The following is a 21,852-nucleotide window of genomic DNA, read 5'->3' as shown; positions in this document are numbered from 1 at the left end:
TTTACAGCTTCACTCCACTTTGTACGGGTGAGATGCCATCAGCAAACAAAACCACATCACTGATATCAGCATCATCTGTAACGGGTGCGACACTTGGGTTTAGCGGGTAGCTGACACCAGAGTAGGACAGTGTGTGTTTCGCAGGTGTTGCACCGCCGCCACTGACATTGAAGATCAAATCCTGCCAGCCGTGGTTTTGCGATTTACCTAAGCGTATGTCGCCCTTAACCAGTGTCACTCGGCTATTGAAGCGCCAGTTATCTTGATGGTTTTCGAAAATCAGCAGTGTACAGCCACCAGAGCCACACCAATCGAGTTGGGCAAACAACTCTTCCTTACCATCACCGTTTAGATCGTAGGTTAGCCAGCGGTACTGAGTGTTGTCTGGATCGGTATTGTTGATCTTAAAATACTCACGGATCGCTTGGTCGACTTTATGATCAAGTTGATCACTGGAGTTAACCTGCTTTGCGGTTAGATCTACGGCCGTGGTCGTATTCACCTGCGACTGTTCACTCTTGGCTTCAAATAACACCAGACCGCCATTGGCAATCGGGTAGACAACGTTGCCCACTTTCTCTTTTTCAGCGACCAGCTTGCCGTTATCGAGCGTGAAGATGCGCTCGGAGATTAAATACTGTTGCTGGTGGCGAGTCATAACCACTTGTACCTGATTCTGGTTCAGTTGCTGCCAGAAGCCCTGCTCAACAATAGAAGGGTCTCCATTGCTGTACGAGTATGTTGTAATGGCGCTGTGGTCATCGTTGAGCTCAAGGTTGATAGAGAATCCAGTGTTCTGCGTTGAGCTCGCGAAGTAGAGCCCACTCCAGTCCAGTGTTGAGTCTTGGTTAGAGACCGTTGCACAGCCATTATAGTTACTGTCATTGAGGTTAAGCTTGGCATGCCATCCATAGATAGAATCACTCATACCGTCGCTACAGCTCTCCTTCGTAAGGTTGAGTTTGCCTTGTGCTGTTTTACCCTCTAATTGGTAATCACGACTGCTTGGTGTGGTGCGGCTCGATTCAATATCAAGGAGCTGTGGCTGTTCGCCCATCTTGGTGTATTTGAGCTGGTCTTTATCGAAGGTTGCTGACCAGAAGGGTTCATTACCGAATACTCGTGTTGAACGCAGTGGTTGGTCACAACGATTAGGGTTTTCTGCGGTTAAGATATTCACTTGATCAACCACGAAACGTGCCGTGAAATCTGCGTTATACCCGGTTTGGCTCGGTACGGTTAGATGACCAATCAACTCGCCATATAAAGCTTGGTAAGGTCTCGTTGAGAGCCCTTGTGCTTCTAGCGCTAACTCTGGAGATAAGTCTAACCAGTATTGTTGCTGGCTGCCGCAAGGGGTGAAGGTTCGGCTTTCATGGCCAACCACAACCTGACCACGCATGATGAAGGTTTGCGGTTGAATGCTCAGTGGCTTATCCAAGGTTGCTGGTGGTAGTTCTGGCTTTTGGGGGGCATCTGGCGCTGTGACACAGCCTTGTAGTGTGAATGCGACTAGCCATGTCACTGGGTTTTTCATTACCTTCATGTTATATCTTCCTCGGAGCAACCGTTAATTGGATTTATTATGGCATATTGGTTATTTAAAACAGAACCCGACACCTTTTCTATTCAGACTCTGAGAGTACAAAAAACCTCTTGTTGGGAGGGTGTACGCAACTATCAGGCTCGAAACATGATGCGTGATGACGTCAAGCTTGGAGACTTGGTGATGATATACCATTCATCATGTAAAAAAGTTGGCGTGGCGGGGATCGCGAAAGTAACCAGAGAAGCCTACCCAGACCACTTTCAGTTCGACCCAGAGAGTGATTACTACGACCCTAAGTCTTCGCCCGATAATCCGCGCTGGATAATGGTTGATGTTGAGTTTGTGCGAGTGACTGAACGCTTGATTCCTTTGGCAACACTTAAAGGCATGCCTGAACTGTCAGAAATGCCACTGGTTAAACGGGGCAACCGATTATCGATCATGCCGGTTACCGAACAAGAGTGGCAGGCAATATTAAGCAAAGAAGTACTGGGTTCTCGATAGCGTTAGAGAGAGCTTTTTACGTAAGGTTCAAAAAAGGCAGCCAGTTGGCCTGTCTCTTGATCACAAGTCTGGTTAATCAAGAGACTTAGCGAGTTCATACCCTTCAAGGATGGTTTGTAACCTAAGCCATCCTTGCCATAACGTCTTTATAGAAGCGCGACCTGTTCGCTTGGTATTCTTCCAACCACCTAACCGAGCAATACCGTTGTAAGCCCATGATATATTAGGCGCTTCTTTCGGTAGTTTTTTGCTCTCCAACTTGAGCCACATTAACTTCCACGCTTTGCCTTTTAATACCTGCTCACAACTGGTCTTAGATAACTCGTCTGATTCATTCATAAACCTCAATTGGAGTAACCGAGTCGCGATAAAAGCCAAAACGACGCTGAGCCTTTCTAAGTTATCCTTACTTTGCATTCTCAGTTGCTCAACTTCAGTCCCTTCACTTTTCCAGACTTTATGAAAATCTTCTATTAGCCAGCGCCGCTCATAATAACTGACGATTTTGAGTGCCTCTTCCTTGCTCGTTATCGGCTCTGAAGTCAGTAAGTGCCATGCGAGCTTATTACCACTCTCTCCTTGTTCTATACATCCCACGTAGTAAAGCGGAATGTTATCGAACTCTTTCTTGTTAGCAGGAGACTTGAGTGTCACGGGGGCATATTTGATATCTAAATGAGCCTTGCGAGCTTTACGACCGCCTTTTTGCGGTATTTCGAGCACTTTCTCTCCGGCTGATAACAGGGTAGAGGCATAGCTATAAAGACGATTATCATGCTCTTCAATACAGCGGCTTTGCATTGAGCGAACGAGGAACCTTTGTTGTTGCTCTCGCTTGTAAGTGAGGTATTCAAATAGGTCGGCTTCTCTATCGCACACAGAAATGACATCCGAAATTTTATCGCCAAGTCGCTCAGCGACATGGCGAGAGGCTTGTTCCCACTTATAACTTTCTTTCTCTTTGTATGGTCGAGTCGCATGCTGGTGCCTTTGACCTCGCTTTTCTATATCACGAGTCCAGCGCTGTTGTTCAATTAAACCAATAACAGATTGAGTGTCGGGAGCAAAAAGTAAGGTTGAGTGTACGAACATGGCGCGATGTCGATTACCTTGATTGGAGTGCCCGAGTTCATCTCGAATGCTGCGATGGGAGTAACTGAGAGAAGTGGTGTCTTCTAAGGCAAGAAGTGTCTGTTGCTCTAATGCTTCTTGTGCAGTGACATAAAAACCCGCTTCTGCGATATCTTCTGCTTTGATTTGCTCATTACGGATGAAGCGATAAGCCCCTTCCATTTCAGCAGGGGAGATAATGAGTTTCGAGACGGGTACGCCAGGTTGCTCGGCCAGTGAGGCTGCGAGAGCAACGAGTCTTTGAGTGCGTCTAGGGTCATTAAGGTGGGCTTGACCGAACTGTTTTTGTGCCCAAAGGGTTGGCTCTATATAGGTCATGATAATCATCCTTGTCATTGCTTAGATGATCAGATCATGAAACCTAAAAATAGTTCAAAAAAAATCCCCAAGCGTGGCTTAGGGATTTGTGTATAAGAGACAGGCCAGTTGGCTGCCTTTTTATTTATTCAGATCTTTTCGATGAGACGAGATTAGAGCAGGTGCTTTTCTAGATAGTGAGCAACGGCGTCGTCTGCGTTGCTGCCAATCACTTCATTGTCTGGTAGAGCTTTCATCACCTTTTCATGTGATGTGCCCATGATTAGACCTTTACCCGCCATCGCCAGCATCTCTGCGTCATTCATGCCATCACCAAAGGCAACACAGTTATCCAGTGTCAGGTTCAATGATTTCGCAACAGCGTCCAAGGCGTGGCCTTTAGATACTTCAGCGGCCATCACCTCTAAACACCAAGGTGTTGAGAAGGCGATGTTCAGTTTGTCTCCAAACGCATCTTTTAGCTTTTGCTCAAACGTGACCAGATATTCGTGGTCTTGCTCTGGATGTGTGAAGAAGACTTTAGCAATGCCGTCGCTTGGGGCATTATCAGCTTCAAATCGCTTGTAGCTAAAGCCAGACTCACTATGGAACTTAGCGAGCATTTCGTCTTCACGGTCGAGTAGCCAATCTTCATTCTGATACATATGAATAAAAATATTTGGATCTTGGCGAACAATATCAATAACTGGTTGAACTAATTTCTGAGGCACGTCCTGGCTATACATCAGTTGATCGTTCTGGTCGTGCACGCGAGCACCGTTTGACGTGATCATGTATGCCGGAATCCCTGCGATTTGACGAATCCCTGCTACGTCGACGTGATGGCGACCCGTAGCGAAGATAAAGGTGTAACCTTGCTCGTGTAACTTCTTAAGCGTTAGTTTGGTAAAGTCGCTTAGCTGATGGTTGGGAGCCAAAAGCGTACCATCTAAATCAGAAGCAACAATTTTCACGGAATCTTTAAGTGCAGGAATAGTCATTTAACCCTCATTGCAAAATGCTTAGCAAATATCAATACTAGCCAACGCTAGCATCGTTTTAACCACAATATCTCTAGGTGGAAATTGTATGCCAATTTCATGCAAGAAAAGAGGGCAAAGCTCACTTACTTCTCTTCCTCTTTAGCGCTTATCTTCTTGGTCGGTTACTCAGTTTATTAGCTTATTAGCTTATTCGATCTAGGCAAAAAACTGATTGATAGCATCCAGTGTGTGATTACGGTATTCATCTTGCTCAAACAGCACCTCATGCCTAGAACCCTCAATCACCTTAAACTGGCAATCAGAGTTGGTCTTTTTTAGCTTATTGATGAACTTCATTTGAGCATCGTTACTCACAATCTTCTCTTCCCCTGCCTGAATCAATAGCAGTGGGATCTTGATTTGACGAGTTTGTTGTATTGCCTGCTTGGCTGCCATTAACCCTTGCCATACCCAGCGAGTACTTGGTCCGCCAACCTGCAAAGAAGGGGAGCCGTCATACAGGCAACGGAACCACTGATAGCGCACCTTACTGTGGCTTAATAAGTTATTTTCGAAGGGCTTAGAGTAATATGCCTGTTGCCCGGGGGCATAAGTCGGCTTGGCATAAAAAGCGGTGAGAGCTTGTCCAACAAGCATTGCGATAGGCTTGAAGTACCATTCAGTATTGATCCCAAACATCGGAGCGCACAGAGTGACTTTGTCAAACGGGTGGTTGGGATGAGTTTGCAAGTAGCGAGTGGCGATTGTACTGCCCATCGAATGTGCGAGCAGGTAGCGATTGGAATACTTGCTAAGATCAAAACTGGCAATAATGTCAGACATATCTGATACGTAATCATCAAACTCGTGAATGTGACCAATGTCAGAGTCTGTTACCATACGTTCCGACTGACCTTGACCTTGGTGGTCAAATGAATAAACGTCATAACCTTGCTGATAGAAATCATAAAAGAGCTCTTGGTATTTTAAGCAGCACTCGATGCGACCATTTGAAATAACAATAGCTTTGGTGTGTGTCGGAGAAGTTAAGCTACACCAGTACAATCTTTTTTTACCAGATGATGTAACATAACCATCCTTTCGTTGTTGCCAAAAGGTGGAGATCGGGTGTTTAATCGCTTGCTCGAACTCAGGTTCTTGCGTGTATGAAAACAGGGTGGCACTGTGGTTTTCCATGGGAAATTACCTGAACTGATGCATGTGAGAGCGTCATCGCTACTAATGTTGTTAGATTAAAGAACTAGTAAGGAAATGCAAATGGATACTCATGTTTGGCTTGCTTATGTCGTCACGGCGATTTTGTTTAGTTTGGCACCGGGCTCAGGTACCGTTAACTCAATCAGCAATGGGCTCAGCTATGGCACCAAGAAGTCACTTGCGTCGATCGTAGGCTTACAGCTCGGTCTTGCATTTCATATTATGCTGGTGGGAGCGGGTATTGGTGCACTAGTGGCAAAATCCGCCTTGGCATTTACCATCATCAAGTGGGTGGGCGTGGTTTATCTTCTATGGTTAGGCATTCAAAAGTGGCGTGATAAGTCTAGCTTGGTGGCTTCAGAAGAAAAATCAACGCTATCGAGTGGCAAGCTGCTCAGAAATGCAGTGCTTATCAATTTGACTAACCCAAAATCTATCGTTTTCTTAGTTGCTCTTTTTCCGCAATTTATCGATCCGACACAACCGCAAGCACCGCAGTTGTTGGTGCTCGGAGTGACCACTGTATTTATTGATAGCGTGGTTATGTTGGGTTACACCTCATTAGCTTCACAAATGGGACGTTTTATTCGCTCAGATCGCATAATGGGTAAGATAAATAAAATATTTGGTGGTATGTTCATGGGCTGCGGCGCTTTGCTGGCTGCTGCCAAAGCTTAATGAAAGTAACAGAGTTATAGTTAAATCAATTAGAGTTATCAATAAATGACCGCTACGTACGTTGCTCGACAACCTATCTTAAACCGTAACAAGAACACGCTTGGTTATGAGCTGCTGTTTCGTGACGGTGATAGGAATGCCTACCCCGCGCATATTGAGTCTAATCGAGCAACGTATCGCCTGATCGTTGAAAACTTCTTGTCCGTTGGGCTTAACCCTTCGATCCCATCTTCACGCTGCTTTATTAATTTTCCGTATCAAAGCTTGATTCGCCGTCTTCCAATGAGCTTACCGAAAGATAAGGTCGTAGTTGAGATTCTTGAAACCTGCCAACCGACCGATGAGCTATTAGAGGTAATCAAAGAGCTTTATCAAGCAGGGTATATGATTGCCCTAGATGACTTTACTTCGACACCTGAGTGGGAACGTTTCCTTCAATATACGCATATTGTTAAGCTTGATATCATGCAGATGGGGTTGGATGCGGCGTGTGAGTTAGTCAAAAAGCACGAAGGGAAGAAGTATAGTTTTCTTGCTGAGCGGGTTGAAACGGAACAAGAGTTCCAACAAGCGAAAGAAGCAGGGTTTAAGTTTTTCCAAGGCTATTTCTTTAGTAAGCCCGAAATCATAAAGACTAAGTATATTAGCCCAGAGCAAGTGATAGCGATGGAGCTATTCCAAGAGGTCTGTAAGCCGGATGTCGACTTCCAACGTGTTGAAAGCATCGTCGCGAAAGATATTGCCTTATCCTATAAGCTTCTGCGCTTTGTGAACACTATGTCACCCCGCCTTGAGGTCACCATCTCTTCATTTCGTCAGGCCTTGGTTTATTTAGGGCAAGAGAAACTGAAAATGTTTGTCTCGCTAGCAGTAGCGTCTTATGTCTCTGATAAAAAGCCCAAAGAACTGTATGGCCTGTCTTTGCAGCGTGCGCAGTTTTGCCAACGGATGTCTCGTTACCAAGTATTTAAAGGGCATACTGAACAAGCCTTTATGATTGGTTTGTTCTCATTACTTGATGCATTGCTCGATCTGTCGTTAGAGAACTTAATTGAACAATTACCGTTATGCACAAGTATTAAGGTGGCTTTGCTGCGTAGAGAAGGTCCATATGGCGCATTATTAGCACTTGAAGAAAGTTTCGAACATGCTGATTGGCAAAAGATTGATGATCACTGTGCTGATCTAGGGTTGAACGTGGAACAAGTGAAAACAGAACTCACTGAAGCTCGACGCTGGAGCCATATTGTTACCAACAAACTCTGATATTCTTCGTTAAACTTTTATGACAATGAAAACGCACGCCTTGACGTGCGTTTTTTTACAACTAAGATATATGTATATCCATATATGAGTATGTAATTATGCTTCCTCACCAATTTTTTAAATTACTGTCTGATGAAACGCGAGTGCGTTGCTTAATGTTGATTGTGCGCCAGGAGTGCCTATCTGTTGGTGAGTTGACTCAGGCATTACAAGAAAGTCAGCCAAAGATTTCCCGCCATCTTGCGCAGTTGCGTTCAAACGGCATTTTAACTGACGTTCGCCAAGGGCAGTGGGTGTTCTACCGTCTGTCACAAGATTTACCGGGTTGGATGCTAAAGTTAATTGATGACCTTATCGCATCGAACTGTTTGAAAACTGAATACCAACAGGATATTGAGCGCCTAGAAGCCATGACTTCACGCCCTCAATGTTGCGTTTAAATACATTTAAATTTATTGCCAAAATCGTTGAGATTGCAGTTAGGCATAGTCAACAACACTGCGGCTTCAAATATGAAGGCAATTAACTGAGAGAAAAGAGTATGACAGTCAAAGTAGGTATTAATGGTTTTGGCCGTATCGGCCGTCTAGCACTTCGCGCAGCGTTTGATTGGGCGGAAATTGAGTTTGTTCAAATTAACGATGTAGCAGGCGATACAGCAACACTGGCGCACCTTCTTGAGTTCGATTCGGTTCAAGGTCGCTGGAACCACGAAGTCGCGGTTGAAGGCGATGAGATGATCATCAACGGTCAACGCATTAGAACTACGCAAGAGCGCGATATCGATGCGATCGATTGGTCTGGTTGCGATGTTGTCCTTGAAGCGACTGGTGTTCACCGCAAGACATCTTTCCTAAACAAATATCTAGAGCAAGGCGTGAAGCGCGTTGTGGTATCTGCGCCAGTGAAAGAAGAAGGCATCGCAAACATTGTTGTCGGTGTGAACGACAATATCTTCGATCCTGCGGTACATAAAATCGTAACGGCAGCGTCTTGTACAACGAACTGTCTCGCGCCAGTGGTTAAGGTGATCAACGAGAAGCTTGGCATCGAGAACGCAGCCTTTACCACTATTCACGATCTCACCAATACACAAACTATTCTTGATGCGCCGCACAAAGACCTACGTCGTGCTCGTGCATGTGGTATGAGTCTTATCCCGACAACAACGGGCAGTGCAAAAGCGATTGTTGAGATTTTCCCGGAGCTTGAAAATCGTATTAATGGCCACGCGGTTCGTGTACCACTAGCGAACGCCTCTCTGACCGACATTATCTTCGAAGTGAAGCAAGACACCACTGCTGAAGAAGTCAACGCGATGCTGAAAGAAGCGTCTGAGAATGAACTGAAAGGCATTCTTGGTTTTGAAGAGCGTCCCCTGGTTTCTATCGATTACAAAGGCGACCAACGCTCAACGATCGTAGATGCGCTATCAACCATGCTAGTCGGTAAGCGCATGGTTAAGATTTACGCTTGGTACGACAACGAGATGGGCTACGCAACACGTACGACAGAGCTAGTACGTACAGTTGGCCTAGCTTAATACTCTTCATACTTGAAGCTGCAAGCGTTGTTAACTGCGTAAGTTCACCGGAACGCCGGCCGCCCTAATCACATAGAACCCCTATGCTCATAGGGCTGAACTTACTGGTTGCCTAGCTGCAACTCCAACTATTTTGAGTATCGGTCTATATACAAAAGATTTTTAAGAGATAGATGATGATGACAAATTCTCAAGTACACCCAACATGGCAACTAGATCTAGAAACTGGTGCGTTAGTGCTTACTCCGTGCCCAGGCACTAAAGACGCTGACCTAGATGCATCGTTAACGCAACTGAAAGCACAAGGCGTTGAAGCGATTGTGACAGCTTTAGACAGTGAAGAACTGGCAAGCAAGAATGTTTCTGAGCTAGGTGAGAAAGCGCAAGCACTAGGCATGCAATGGTTCCAAATAGAAATCGAAGACGATTGTGCACCGGGTACCGATTTTGCTGCGAAGTGGCGGGCGACTAGTCCAGTTTTACACCAAATTGTGGATAACGGCGGCAAGGTAGCAATGCACTGCATGGGCGGTTCTGGCCGTACTGGTTTGCTGGCTGCACACCTGTTGTTAGAGAAGAACTGGGACATGAACAAGATTGTTCAAGAGGTGCAGGCACTGCGTCCGGGCGCATTCACTAAAGCCATTCAGGTTGAATACATTAATGGCGTAGCTTCTGCGTAGCTCTTCATACTTGAACCTGCAGCGTTGTTAACTGCGCAAGTTCACCGGAACGCCGGCCGCCCTAATCACATAGAACACCTATGCTCATAGGGCTGAACTTGCTTGTTGCCTAGCTGCAACTCCAATTATTTTGAGTATAAGTTAAGTGGAAAGTAAGAATTAGAGCTTTTGGACACCTATGATCTAAAAGCTCTTTTTGTTTAGATTGCAGAGATAGTGTTATGTTTTCAAATCTAAGTCAGAGCGTTCGCCAATACATGCTGGTGACCTTCAATTACTGGAACTTCACCATTACTGATGGTGCACTTCGTATGCTGGTGGTCTTGTATTTCTATGACCTTGGCTACAGTTCGTTAGAGATCGCCTCACTGTTCCTTTTTTATGAATTCTTTGGTGTGGTGACTAACCTAATCGGTGGTTGGTTAGGGGCGCGTCTTGGCCTCAATAAGACCATGAATATCGGCTTAGGGATGCAAGTTGTCGCCTTGGGCATGCTCGCGGTGCCAACCGTAATGTTGACCATTCCTTGGGTAATGGCGGCGCAGGCCTTGTCTGGTATCGCTAAAGATCTCAATAAGATGAGTGCTAAAAGCTCGATTAAAACCTTAGTCCCAGATGAGCAGCAAGGTGCGCTTTATAAGTGGATTGCGATTCTAACCGGATCTAAGAATGCACTGAAAGGTGCAGGGTTCTTTATCGGTGGCTTGCTGCTTTCGACGATTGGTTTCCAATACGCAGTGCTCGCGATGGCTGCTGTGCTGACATTGGTGTTCATTGGCAGTTTAGTGAGCTTAGAAGCAGACATGGGCAAAGCGAAAACTAAGCCTAAGTTCAAACAGATCTTCTCTAAGTCTGAATCCATCAATATCTTGTCGGCTGCGCGTATGTTCCTGTTTGGTGCTCGTGATGTGTGGTTTGTGATTGCTTTGCCGATTTATCTAGGCAGTGTGTTTGGTTGGGACCACTCATGGGTCGGTGGCTTCTTAGCGGCTTGGACCATCGCATACGGTTTTGTGCAGGGCATTGCACCTAAGATTACTGGTAAAGCACAAGGCAAGGTGCCTGATGGACATGCAGCGCTACTATGGGCGGGTGCATTGGCTATTGTGACTGCCGGTATTGCCTATGCGGTGCAAATTGGCTGGCAACCAGAGCTAGTTATCATCGGTGGGTTGATGGTATTTGGTGCCATCTTTGCGGTGAACTCATCACTTCACTCATACCTGATTGTGAGTTACGCGAAAGGCGATGGGGTTTCTCTTGATGTTGGTTTCTACTACATGGCAAACGCGATGGGTCGCTTGATTGGCACGATATTGTCGGGCTTGGTATTCCAAATGGCCGGTTTGTCTGCGTGTCTGTGGGTCTCCTTCGCATTCTTAGCGATAACGACGGTGATCTCTCTGCGTTTACCTAAAGTGCCGCAAATCTCAGCGGCATAGGCTTCAGCCGCATGAGCTTCATTTGTAAGAGTGAAAGTCGCATAAGCTTAAGTCGGATAACCTAGAGTCGAATAAGTTAAATTCGCGATAAGTATCTTCTTTAACACTAAGCTGACTTGGTATTTATTCCGGTCAGCTTTTTTATTGCTATAGTAGAATGATTGAATATTAATCAGGCATTTACATGAAGCAGCGAATTCTATTTTTTGATTTAGCACGATGTGTCGCGGCCATAGCTGTTATCGCGATTCATGTTTTGGCGCCTTATCGTAATGAATTAAGCACCATTCCTTTCGGTGAGTGGCTGACTGCCATTACGGTGAATGGTTTCAGCCGCTGGGCAGTGCCTGTGTTCATCTTGATTTCTGGTGCATTGATGTTGAGTGATCAGCGCCCGTTTGACGCTAAATACTACCTCAAGCGCCGTCTGGGTAAGGTACTGATCCCATTCATTGTTTGGTCGCTTTTCTATACCTACCTATCAGGTTGGTCGCTAATGGGTTTTGATGCGGACGTCAGCTGGGAGGTTTTGCTCAATAGTTATCACCACTACACGTACTATCACCTTGGTTTCTTCTATTACTTCATCCCACTCTACTTTGTGATTCCTTTTTTACAGATCATGGTCAGAAAGTACGGTGATAGATCTGTCTATGCCTTTACGGCGGTATGGTTGTTCACAACGCTATTGTTCTTATTGAAAATCGATGGCCCTTGGAGTCACGAGTTGTGGTTGTACACCGGGTACTTACCGTTGGGTTACCTGCTGTATAAGATGGTTCCACTTAACAAGATGACTGTCGGCGTGAGTGTGTTACTTGGTGGATTAGCGTTACTGACCACGGTTTATATGGTGGTTGATGCAAGTTTGGTCGCAGAAGAGTACACGGTAGGGCGTTGGTTATCTTACAAGACGTTGAACACCGTATTAGCGGCGAGCATGGTGTTCATGGTGTGCCGTTACTATGGTGAAGGCTTGTCTGAGAAGAGCAATCAAGTGGTTGGTTTTATCAGTAAACACAGCTTAGGTATTTATCTGCTGCACCCGATTTTCTTATGGCCAATGAAAGAGTTCGGTTGGTACCAAGGCCACCCTGCTTGGGTTATTCCATTATGGATCGTGATCAGCGGAGCTGGCGCGTTATGGATGAGCTGGTTGGTCTCTAAGTCAGAGAAAACACGTTGGTTATTGCCTTAGCGGTGGGTGCTAAGGCTTTCTGATGGATTGCTTAGAAGATACAGTTGAAGTACCTAATGTTTAGCGCTTCAATGCAAAGTGTAAGAACTTATCGCCTTGGTAGGTTAAGGTACCTTTGTCGCCAGGGTTCAGGGCGTGGAAGTAGTGGATTCCGACTTGGAACTCTCGTTTTGGACCAACCACACCACGTTGAACGTAAATCCAATACTCTTGATCTTCTTGGCCAGGTTCTGCATCAGGAAGGTCGATGGATTGTTTGTCCAACACAGTGACGTTCACTTTCTTTTCTGGCGCATTTTCACCTTGTGAGTGCTTTCGATAGAAACCAAGAAATACCCAAGCCGCTAGACCGGCGAGTGCAAAGATGGCAAAAAAGAGTGAATTAGGCATGTAACCTCCATGTAGTCGTGATGGTTATTCTAATCTTTCAAGCAATAGGGATATGTGTTTCAAGCCGTTATTCGTGAACTGTTGTAAGCCAAGCTGATTATTTTTCGGCAGACATCACATTTAGAGGCCAGTTTGGGATAAAGCATTGTTATTTATTGTCTCTTTCTCTCGTAAATAACAGTGATTTTGTATAAGAATAGGGAAATGCTCGACTAGAATTATAGTGTGGAGTGGGAGGGCTAATATGACCGATATTGAAAAAGTGGTGACAAGAACTCGTAATATAGAGAAATTATTGAGGCTTCAATATCATGCCGAAGGCGAAGGATTGCATGAGCTTGTGTCAAGCTGTGAAGAAAGGCTACCGCACGATACGGTGAGTAAGCTGCGTTATATCGCAACGTGTCGTAATAAGGTTGTCAATGAGCATGAGGCTAAGTTGGAAGACCAGCATAAGTTCATCATGATGTGTAACGACTGTGAGAAGGAGTTGACTCCACGTAGTGGTCGTTTTATTTGGCGAGTTGCAATCTTACTGATGATGGCAATGACTTTAGCTGCTGCTGGTTTCTATTATGCGAACTGGGATGTGTTAACACTGCATCTGTTTTCGAAATGAAAAAATTGAACAAAAAAAGGGACGCTAATGGCGTCCCTTTTTTTATCTGTAACTTGCTTAGTACATCATCGGTAGTGTCATTAGACCTACAACTACCGCGATCATTACAAGTCCTTGTCTTTGCGAAGATGAAATCATAACACTACTCCTAAATTTGGTTGTCTCTCGCTATGTTTTAAAGAATAGCACTACTTATGGCTTTAGATCAAGAATTACTTTCGAAGCCTTTAAAAGTGATAGAAAACTATTGGGTTTTCTATCACTTTTGCTATGTTTTACTGTGTATTTTGGGGAGCTTTTATTTTGTTCGTTGTGATTTATTTTTGTTCTCATTTGGTTTAAGTTGTTGTTTTGTAATGGTCATTTTGTGTAATTTATATTGTTAAAGGTTGTTAAACTGTATTAATAGGGCTTGGTGGTGTCTAGGTTTGTTTAATTAAGCTTTATAGGTTTTAGGTTTAATTTTTGTGATGGTTTTTTGACAGGAAGCTTAGCGAAACCTGACAAAGTGGTTTTTATAAAGGTAATTTACGCACTTTGTAAGTCTAGGTTTGTATAGTGTTGGAAAGTTCTATGTAAGTCTGTTTTTTGATTTTAAGTGTTTGTTTTTAATGTTTTTGTTTATTTGATTTTGAACTTTTAGTTATGTGGTATTTGCAATATATAGCGACATATTGTGGCGTTGGCAGGATAGAAGTGATTGGAATTTAAGTTTGGGTTCTCTAGCGTCAATTTATATGAGTTTTCCGAACAATGAGTCTATTTTAAAAGGAATAATCACTATCGCTGCAGGTATTGTGACGACTTCAATCTAAAGATGCTCTTTTTAGTGGAAGCGTAATCAAGATCCAATTTTGAAGGGCTGAGGCTTTACATCAACACCTGTGTGCCTAGACTGGCGACGATTAAAAGCAATAGGGCAAATGATATGTGGAGTTGGTTGGCGGTTTCCTTGTCTGGTATTGGAGCAATAACAGGAACGAAACATGGGCATATCGGTCAGGCTTTATTGTATAAGGTCTTTACGTTTGTATTATTGGCGACTATTGCTCTAACTCAATCTGTTGTCGTTGATTTTACCTATTGGGTAGTCGCTGGGTTAGCGATATCCGCGATCGCAGATGTGCTTCATACGGTTACTCAAAAACGTCTTCTGCATTTTGTGTGTTTCCTGTTGGCTCAACTTTGTTACAGCAAAGCATTTTGGTTACAGCTATCAGGAGAAATGGTCTGGTGGTTGTTCGCGCTGCTGTTAGCTGCATGTATCGTTGCTTTCTTCCTATTACTCCCTCGCTTAGACAAACTCGTTTTTCCAGTGGTTATCATGGGTATTGTGCTCATTCAGCTTGCTTGGGCTTCTGGTGAAGTCTGGTTACTTGAGCCTCAGCTATCACATGCTGTTGGTTTTGTTGGTTGCTGCGTGCTGCTGCTTTCCGCATTGGCGTACGCCCTAAATTTCTATCGCAGCCCAATCAAGGGCGCTTACTTTTGGGTAACGGGCAGTTATTTTCTTGCACACGCTCTCATCGTTGCTTCCCTCACCATTTAGGGTAGAGCTAGCTTAATTCTGAGCTACATCAAGGCAGCTTAGATGAAAATAGGTACTCTACGTCTACTTCATTAAACATGAGATAGAGTTATGACCACTGAAATCCACGCACACAACGTTTTAAACCTACTGAGTGAAAAGCCACTGACTCGTGAAGAATTGACGCAAGAGCTCGCTCAAACCTATGGCGCTGAAGCTCGCTTTCATACGTGTAAGCTGAACGGTCTGGATTTAGATGGATTGCTGAAATTTTTCCTGAAAATGGAAAAGGTCGTGATCATTGATGACAAGCTTTGCACTAATCGCGAACGTGTTTGTAATCACTGATCTTGAATGACCATCAGTTCTTGTCGCCAGTGAACTGTGATTAGCGAGTGGATGCGATATTCTTGGCTCCACTCCGACCATTTCTCCCTCGTTTGGCTCTCATAAATACACTTCCAATAACGTAAATTTCTAAGTTTGTTACTGTGTTCGAAAATCAATCTTGAGGCTGCTATACTCCGCGCACTTACGCTTTCGAGACAAACTTATGGAAATTTTATCTGCAGCGACCATGCTGTTTCTTATTATGGATCCGCTTGGCAACTTACCAATCGTGCTTTCTATCCTTAAGCATATTGATCCGAAGCGTCGCCGTATTGTGCTTGTTCGCGAACTAATGTTTGCGCTGATTATCCTGCTGCTGTTCTTGTTTGCTGGTCAAAGCATCATGAACTTCCTGCATGTGCAGCCTGAAACCTTGAGTATCTCTGGCGGTATTATTCTGTTTATCATCGCGATTAAGATGATTTTCCCAAGTGCGGGTAGTATTACTGGCCTCGCGGCGGGTGAAGAACCGTTTATTGTGCCGATGGCGATCCCTATGATTGCTGGCCCTTCAGTGATTGCGGCATTGATTCTTTTGTCGACACAGCATCCTGACAACATGTTAGAGCTTTCAGGCGCAGTGATGCTGGCTTGGGGCGCGACCTTCTTTATTCTGATGTTTAATGGCTTCTTCCTACGAGTACTAGGTGAGAGAGGCCTTAAAGCCATCGAACGCTTGATGGGCCTGTTGTTGGTTATGCTGTCGACGCAAATGTTCCTAGATGGCGTAAAGGGCTACATGGGCTAACATCAGTATCATCGCTGAATAAAAAAAACGCCGCTCAAATGAGCCAACACCTATCATTTAAGGTGTTTAGATCGCACAGTGTAGCGAGTCTTACTAAAACGAACGGTCCTATCTTTGGGCCGTTTTTGTTTTTCGGGCAAAATATAACGTTTCACTCGCTCTCTCATAGCTCGCAGCTTTTTGGGAACCGAACCTGGGGAGGCGATAGCACACCACATTAGCTCATCTTGAATATCTCGAAGTGCCATCGTAAAGCTTATCCTAAGTGGTGAGACTTCAGCCTCTTTTGCTATTCGGCTAATCTCCAGGCGGATTAAGTTATACGCGATAAGGATACCCCATATCTCTTGCTCTACACCCTCTACAGATTGACTGCGGAGCAGAATTTCATCGTCAAGCATGTCATGCTTAATCTCGCCATAACTATTCTCGATTTCCCACCTTTCGAAGTACACATCTAATAATGATTTTAAACTGTATTTTCTATCTGTTAGAGAAGTCAGCAGCCCTTGTATATGATTGGGTTGTTGTTCACCATCATCGGGGTATAGAGCCAGCCTAGCTTTCCACGTTTCCGGGAGGCTCGGGTCTTGCTTTCTAGCTTGTGGAGAGACTTTCATCTCTACAATCAGATCTCGCCCATCATCATCGAGTTGCTCGATGGTTTCATATTTCACATTCGACTTTATTGGCGTCATCCAGTGACTTGTCCCATGCTCTTGTTGCCAGTTAAGCATAAGTTCTGCGCTCAAGTAGCAACGGTCAAAAATGGTCAATGAATTCGGGACTGCTGATGAAATTAAATCTTTTGCATAGCTGATTTCACCTTTAGAACTTTCCCCAAAAGCCACATCATGAATAAGTCGACTCCGTAGTGATGTGAGTGCGCACATTCGAACGATTGGATATTCAGTGTGCCTGTCTTTTCGGTAGTAAACATATTGATAATGCTCAGCTAAGCTTGGATTGTCGTGAGTTCTAAACTGTGTGCCATCGATTGAAAATAGGCTCAAACCATTCCATTTATCACCCGCATCTTCCGACTGTGTCCAGTGCTTTGCTGTGATTGAGAATAATGACTTTAAAGGCTTAGCGGTGAGGCGTTTTCTTGCCTGAGGAATTGCACTAGGTGCAATTGTTTCACCCAATGAATTAGACAATTTGAGGTCGAGTTTATCGAGTACATCAGTAATCGGTCTATCTCGATATAGACCAATACCAACGACTAACCATACAACAAGTTCGGCAGGTAACTTTCTACGGCGCATGCTCGCTTTGTTCGTTTCAGATAAAGCTTGGTTTATCCAATCTAGCGGAAGGTCTTTTTGGAACAAAGAAAGAGATTCTGGATTAGCAAAATCGTCAACATCGATTAACCAGTGTGACAGCATAAAAAAATACCCTTAAACAAAAGTGCTTAAGGGTATTGTTAACCATCTGTAGGATCGTTCAACTGATCAGGAAAATGCTTAAATGATCAGTGTTAGCTCAAATGAGCGGCGCTTTTGTATCAACTGTTTCTGTCATGATGTTTTCTGTCGCTAAGCGTTTTATATCTAAGCTTAAGCTTTATTACATCATGTGTTTGCGTCGGATATCGAGTAGGGCAAAGACGCCGAAAATCAATATTGACCACTTCTCCCAACGTGACATTTCGATCTTATCGCCAAAAGCACCGATGAAAATCAGCATCTGCAGGCCGTGCATGAAGAATAAGAATGCTGTCATGATATAAAGCGCAATCGCAGCATTACCCGGGAATGGGTAGAAAATATTGGCGATTAAGATAAACCAAACAAAGGCGATGGCTGCTTTTGCTAGTGGAAGCAAGAACTTCATTCAATAACTCCTATTCTTCAGTGATTCGATTGAACAGTCGGTAGCTCGACTGGCCAGTGGTCTTATCGCGATGTAATTCCCAGTTTTCTGGCATAGCTTCGAGTTGTAGCTCTTTCTCTGTCTCGACGTAAATGATGGCGTTGTCTGCAAGCCAACCGTTGCTCTCAAGCAGTTGTACTGTTTCTGCGAGTAAGCCTTTACGAAATGGAGGATCAAGAAAGACCATATCGTAAGGAGTGCCTGGTTTCTTAAGAAAAGAGATAGCATCAGTGTTGACTACATTGATGTTGTCTGCTTTGAGCTCTTTCGCGTTATCAGAAAGCTGTTTGGCCGCTTTTTGATTCATTTCGAGCAGTGTCACCATTTTTGCTTGGCGAGAAGCGGCTTCAAAACCTAGACCACCAGAACCGGCGAATACATCCAAGCAGGTCGAATGTGGGATATCTTGTGCCACCCAGTTAAAGAGTGTTTCTTTGACTCGGTCAATGGTTGGGCGTAATCCTTCTAAATCATGAACAGGCAGCTTTCTACCTCTCCATGAGCCACTAATAATTCGAACAAAGCCTCCGGATGGCTTTTTTTGTGATGTGTTTTGCTGGCGACGTCTTACCATAGATTTTTTGACCGCTAATAAAGTGATACTATACCGAGCCCAATTTAAGTGGGTTCGAGTATTAAATAAATTTACAATGACAAAGTGTATCAAGCTAAAAGCAAACTTATCACTGCTTTGTCATTTTTCTTTACTATTCGTTTGTACAAGCTTGTATTGTATAACAATAGCAAAGAGTCGACGTGTATTAAGTCAATACAGCTAATTAGTAGATCTAGGAAACTCCTCTGATGACGGAAAAAAAGAAGCGCGGATTATTATCGTGGCTTGGTTTTGGTGAAGAAGAACAAAGCCCAAAAACTCAGAATGAAGCGAACGTAGAAAACGTTGAAGATCAAACTGAAGTTGAATCACAAGTTGAGGCTGAACAGGTCGCACCTGAAGTTGAAGACGCTAAATCAACGGAACCTAAGTCTGTTGAATCTGAACTTGCGGAGTCAGAGCAAACGCTTGAAGAGGCTCAACAAGATCAGCAGCCTGTCGCAGCAGAAGCAGAAGCAGAAGCAGAAGCAGAAGCAGAACAGGAAGAAGTGATTGCTCCTCAATCTAAGGTTGAAGAAGTTCAAGAGAAGCCGACAGAAAGCTTCTTTGCACGACTTAAGCGTAGCCTAAGCCGTACTAAAGCAAATATTGGTGCTGGCTTCTTTGGTTTGTTCAAAGGCAAGCAAATCGATGAAGACCTGTTTGAAGAATTAGAAGAGCAACTTCTGATCGCCGACGTGGGTATGAATACCACCGTGAAGATCATTGAAAACCTAACAGAAAAAGCATCCCGTAATGACCTAAAAGACGGTGAAGCGCTTTATGGTTTGCTTAAAGAAGAGATGTCAGAAATCTTGAGCCAAGTGGAACAGCCACTGGTTGTTGATACCACTAAAACACCTTACGTTATCTTAATGGTAGGTGTGAATGGCGTGGGTAAAACAACCACTATCGGTAAGCTGGCGAAACAATTCCAAAGTGAAGGCAAGAAAGTGATGCTGGCGGCGGGCGATACCTTCCGTGCGGCAGCGGTTGAACAACTTCAGGTTTGGGGGCAGCGTAATGATGTTCCGGTTATCGCTCAGCACACTGGTGCCGATAGCGCGTCTGTTATCTACGATGCGATTGAAGCGGCGAAAGCGCGTGGTGTTGATGTTGTGATTGCAGATACTGCAGGCCGTTTGCAGAACAAGAGCAACTTGATGGAAGAGCTACGCAAGATTGTTCGTGTAATGAAGAAGATCGATGATTCTGCACCGCACGAAATCATGTTAACGCTAGATGCAGGTACCGGTCAGAATGCGATTAGCCAAGCGAAGTTGTTTAGTGACGTGGCACCAGTAACGGGCATTACGCTAACTAAGCTAGATGGTACGGCGAAAGGTGGCGTAATTTTCTCAATTGCTGACCAGTTCCAGATTCCAATCCGCTACATTGGCGTGGGTGAAGGCATTGACGACCTGCGTCCATTTGAGTCGAAAGACTTTATTGAAGCACTATTTAGCCGCGAAGAGTAACGCGTGTAGCAAAGTGGTTTATCCTTAACCTGCTACCGTTTTAAATTTGATATGAGTGATCGTAAGAGGAATTTTCGGTGATCAAATTTCAGCAAGTGAGCAAAGCCTACCGAGGCGGACGACAAGCGCTCCAAAAAGTGGACTTTCATCTCAAACGAGGAGAGATGGCATTTTTAGGCGGGCACTCTGGTGCTGGTAAAAGTACCTTGCTGAAGTTGATCTGCGCGATAGAGCGTCCAACTGACGGACGTGTTTGGTTTAACGATCACGATATTACTCGTATCCCAGCCAAAGACATTCCCTTTTTACGCCGTAACATCGGGATTGTCTTTCAAGATCACCGCCTACTTATGGATCGCTCGATCTTCGATAACGTCGCTCTGCCTATGCGTATAGAATCTATTTCTGAAAACGAAATTAAACGTCGAGTCAGCGCCGCGTTGGACAAAACCGGTTTATTAGATAAAGCCCGTTGTTTGCCAAGCCAGCTCTCTGGAGGTGAGCAACAACGGGTCGGTATTGCTCGCGCTGTGGTTAACCGTCCAACTCTGCTTTTAGCGGATGAACCAACTGGTAATCTAGATCCTGAACTATCGAGTCGTGTATTACGCTTGTTTGAAGAGTTCAACCGTGCGGGTGTCACGATCATGCTAGCGACGCACGATATCGGGTTAGTGAACACTCGCCCTCAATATCGTCATCTGGAATTAAACCAAGGCTTTTTGAGTGAGGTTGAAGATTATGGCCGCGAATAAGCGCATTAAGAAACCTCAATCCAATCGAGCAGCAAACCGGGCTTCAAGCGACGGTTTCTTTGTTGTTCATTGGAAACAAGCCAAGTCATCGTTCTCGCAAATGTGGCAGCGTCCGTTGGGTAACTTGCTGACGCTTGCGGTGATTTCAATGGCTTTAGCTATGCCCGCTTGTTTGTACCTACTGGGCAAGAACGTTGGTGAAGTGGCGCAAGATGTCACCAGCCCGTCACAAATTAGTGCCTATGTAGAGGATGGTATCCCTGAGCCGAGAGTCATGGTGCTTAAGGATGAAATTGAAAGTTGGGACCAAGTCGATCTGGTTGAGTACATTTCTCCGCAGCAAGGTCTTGAAGATCTTAGCCAGTATTCTGGTTTTGAGGACGCCCTAACTATCCTAGATGATTATTCATTGCCAGGTGTTTTGGTGATTACGCCAAGCGTACACAGCGACACGTTAATTAAAGAACTGGCAGGCAAGGTTAAGAAGCAAGAGTTAGTCACCGATGTTCGTTTAGATGAAGACTGGTTAGCTCGACTGGATGCTATCAAAGCACTTGCGGCTGTCATCGTGATTACCTTAACTGTGCTGATGCTGGGCGCAGTATTTCTGATTATCGGCAACACATTACGATTTAATGTGTTGGCGCATAAAGAAGAGATTCAAACCATGAAGCTGATTGGTGCTACCGACAGCTACATTCTTCGACCATACCTTTATGCTGGGATGTGGTTTGGCGTTTTAGGTTCGATTAGTGCTTGGGTAATGACGGCATTGATTACCGTATTGCTCAACAGTGCAGTGGATGATTTGGCTCAGCTTTATGATAGTCATTTTCGCTTAATTGGCCTGAGTTGGGATGAATCTTTATTACTTTTGATCGTCGGAACCCTGCTTGGTAGTGTGGCTGCGAAGCTTTCTGCACAGCGTCACCTAAAAGAAATTGAACCAGTTTAGGTGAATAGAGTCATATTTATACGA

23 protein-coding genes are annotated in these 21,852 nt (G+C 44.5%); 15 read left to right on the top strand and 8 right to left on the bottom strand.

Annotated elements, in window-relative coordinates; translation table 11 throughout:
* Position 1 precedes the first annotated feature (1 nt).
* Entirely contained in the window at positions 2-1,546 is a 1,545-nt protein-coding gene (locus OCV30_RS15005) for a COG3650 family protein (RefSeq protein ID WP_065679904.1), read from the bottom strand.
* 39 nt (positions 1,547-1,585) lie between these two features.
* Between OCV30_RS15005 and OCV30_RS15000 the strand changes: the two genes are divergently transcribed.
* Positions 1,586-2,053, top strand: a complete 468-nt coding sequence (locus OCV30_RS15000) for an EVE domain-containing protein (RefSeq protein WP_065679903.1) — start codon at positions 1,586-1,588, stop codon at positions 2,051-2,053.
* A 72-nt stretch (positions 2,054-2,125) separates the two neighbouring features.
* Here the strand turns inward: OCV30_RS15000 and OCV30_RS14995 are convergent, their stop codons facing one another.
* From OCV30_RS14995 to OCV30_RS14985, 3 genes are all read right to left on the bottom strand, one after another.
* Entirely contained in the window at positions 2,126-3,502 is a 1,377-nt protein-coding gene (locus tag OCV30_RS14995) for an IS4 family transposase (protein ID WP_261879028.1), read from the bottom strand.
* Between the two features lie 152 nt (positions 3,503-3,654).
* Positions 3,655-4,482 carry a Cof-type HAD-IIB family hydrolase gene (locus tag OCV30_RS14990; protein WP_009848219.1) on the bottom strand — a complete coding sequence of 276 codons (828 nt, stop codon included), beginning with the start codon at positions 4,480-4,482 and terminating at the stop codon, positions 3,655-3,657.
* Between the two features lie 198 nt (positions 4,483-4,680).
* A complete protein-coding gene (locus tag OCV30_RS14985; protein WP_065680221.1) occupies positions 4,681-5,661 on the bottom strand; it encodes an alpha/beta fold hydrolase in 981 nt (326 codons plus the stop codon).
* 81 nt (positions 5,662-5,742) lie between these two features.
* On the opposite strand from OCV30_RS14985, the gene rhtB reads away from it, so the two are divergent.
* The 7 genes from rhtB (at position 5,743) to OCV30_RS14950 (ending at position 12,492) form a co-directional block, all read left to right on the top strand.
* Entirely contained in the window at positions 5,743-6,360 is a 618-nt protein-coding gene (gene rhtB, locus OCV30_RS14980; protein WP_009848221.1) for a homoserine/homoserine lactone efflux protein, read from the top strand.
* A 45-nt stretch (positions 6,361-6,405) separates the two neighbouring features.
* Positions 6,406-7,626 carry an EAL and HDOD domain-containing protein gene (locus OCV30_RS14975; protein WP_009848222.1) on the top strand — a complete coding sequence of 407 codons (1,221 nt, stop codon included), beginning with the start codon at positions 6,406-6,408 and terminating at the stop codon, positions 7,624-7,626.
* A gap of 98 nt (positions 7,627-7,724) precedes the next feature.
* The gene (locus OCV30_RS14970; RefSeq protein ID WP_009848223.1) at positions 7,725-8,066 is read left to right on the top strand and encodes a metalloregulator ArsR/SmtB family transcription factor; all 342 of its coding nucleotides are present in this window, start codon (positions 7,725-7,727) and stop codon (positions 8,064-8,066) included.
* A gap of 101 nt (positions 8,067-8,167) precedes the next feature.
* A complete protein-coding gene (locus OCV30_RS14965; RefSeq protein ID WP_065680222.1) occupies positions 8,168-9,169 on the top strand; it encodes an ArsJ-associated glyceraldehyde-3-phosphate dehydrogenase in 1,002 nt (333 codons plus the stop codon).
* 173 nt (positions 9,170-9,342) lie between these two features.
* Positions 9,343-9,852, top strand: coding sequence for a cyclin-dependent kinase inhibitor 3 family protein (locus tag OCV30_RS14960; protein WP_209439708.1), 510 nt, complete (start codon positions 9,343-9,345; stop codon positions 9,850-9,852).
* A gap of 221 nt (positions 9,853-10,073) precedes the next feature.
* Positions 10,074-11,294 (top strand): organoarsenical effux MFS transporter ArsJ, encoded by a 1,221-nt coding sequence (gene arsJ / locus OCV30_RS14955; RefSeq protein ID WP_065680223.1) that lies wholly within the window; start codon positions 10,074-10,076, stop codon positions 11,292-11,294.
* A 184-nt stretch (positions 11,295-11,478) separates the two neighbouring features.
* A complete protein-coding gene (locus OCV30_RS14950) occupies positions 11,479-12,492 on the top strand; it encodes an acyltransferase (RefSeq protein ID WP_017097108.1) in 1,014 nt (337 codons plus the stop codon).
* A gap of 60 nt (positions 12,493-12,552) precedes the next feature.
* Here the strand turns inward: OCV30_RS14950 and OCV30_RS14945 are convergent, their stop codons facing one another.
* Positions 12,553-12,882, bottom strand: coding sequence for a DUF2500 domain-containing protein (locus tag OCV30_RS14945; RefSeq protein WP_009848228.1), 330 nt, complete (start codon positions 12,880-12,882; stop codon positions 12,553-12,555).
* A gap of 244 nt (positions 12,883-13,126) precedes the next feature.
* Here OCV30_RS14945 and OCV30_RS14940 point away from each other — a divergent pair, with 244 nt between their 5' ends.
* The 4 genes from OCV30_RS14940 to OCV30_RS14925 all read left to right on the top strand — a co-directional run bounded on the left by OCV30_RS14940 (position 13,127) and on the right by OCV30_RS14925 (position 16,167).
* A complete protein-coding gene (locus OCV30_RS14940; RefSeq protein ID WP_009848229.1) occupies positions 13,127-13,501 on the top strand; it encodes a hypothetical protein in 375 nt (124 codons plus the stop codon).
* A 928-nt stretch (positions 13,502-14,429) separates the two neighbouring features.
* A complete protein-coding gene (locus tag OCV30_RS14935; protein ID WP_029223157.1) occupies positions 14,430-15,050 on the top strand; it encodes a lysoplasmalogenase in 621 nt (206 codons plus the stop codon).
* 90 nt (positions 15,051-15,140) lie between these two features.
* Positions 15,141-15,377 (top strand): YecH family metal-binding protein, encoded by a 237-nt coding sequence (locus OCV30_RS14930; protein ID WP_009848231.1) that lies wholly within the window; start codon positions 15,141-15,143, stop codon positions 15,375-15,377.
* Between the two features lie 205 nt (positions 15,378-15,582).
* Positions 15,583-16,167 (top strand): YhgN family NAAT transporter, encoded by a 585-nt coding sequence (locus OCV30_RS14925; RefSeq protein WP_009848232.1) that lies wholly within the window; start codon positions 15,583-15,585, stop codon positions 16,165-16,167.
* 53 nt (positions 16,168-16,220) lie between these two features.
* Here the strand turns inward: OCV30_RS14925 and OCV30_RS14920 are convergent, their stop codons facing one another.
* The 3 genes from OCV30_RS14920 to rsmD form a co-directional block, all read right to left on the bottom strand.
* Complete coding sequence (locus OCV30_RS14920) at positions 16,221-17,558, bottom strand: IS4 family transposase (RefSeq protein WP_065680110.1); 1,338 nt, start codon at positions 17,556-17,558, stop codon at positions 16,221-16,223.
* Positions 17,559-17,739: 181 nt separating this feature from the next.
* Positions 17,740-18,006: a DUF1145 domain-containing protein gene (locus OCV30_RS14915; protein WP_009848233.1), complete on the bottom strand. Its 267-nt coding sequence runs from the start codon at positions 18,004-18,006 to the stop codon at positions 17,740-17,742.
* Between the two features lie 10 nt (positions 18,007-18,016).
* Positions 18,017-18,619: a 16S rRNA (guanine(966)-N(2))-methyltransferase RsmD gene (gene rsmD, locus OCV30_RS14910; protein WP_065679913.1), complete on the bottom strand. Its 603-nt coding sequence runs from the start codon at positions 18,617-18,619 to the stop codon at positions 18,017-18,019.
* A gap of 230 nt (positions 18,620-18,849) precedes the next feature.
* Here rsmD and ftsY point away from each other — a divergent pair, with 230 nt between their 5' ends.
* From ftsY to ftsX, 3 genes are all read left to right on the top strand, one after another.
* Entirely contained in the window at positions 18,850-20,118 is a 1,269-nt protein-coding gene (gene ftsY / locus OCV30_RS14905) for a signal recognition particle-docking protein FtsY (RefSeq protein WP_017104245.1), read from the top strand.
* 77 nt (positions 20,119-20,195) lie between these two features.
* A complete protein-coding gene (ftsE, locus tag OCV30_RS14900) occupies positions 20,196-20,873 on the top strand; it encodes a cell division ATP-binding protein FtsE (protein ID WP_009848236.1) in 678 nt (225 codons plus the stop codon).
* Entirely contained in the window at positions 20,860-21,828 is a 969-nt protein-coding gene (gene ftsX / locus OCV30_RS14895) for a permease-like cell division protein FtsX (RefSeq protein ID WP_029223158.1), read from the top strand. The genes ftsE and ftsX overlap by 14 nt, the downstream gene beginning before the upstream one ends.
* The last annotated feature ends 24 nt before the right edge of the window (positions 21,829-21,852 follow it).

The sequence above is a fragment of the Vibrio atlanticus genome (assembly GCF_024347315.1).
Lineage (GTDB): Bacteria > Pseudomonadota > Gammaproteobacteria > Enterobacterales > Vibrionaceae > Vibrio > Vibrio atlanticus.
This window is presented reverse-complemented; position numbering and strand designations above follow the sequence as displayed.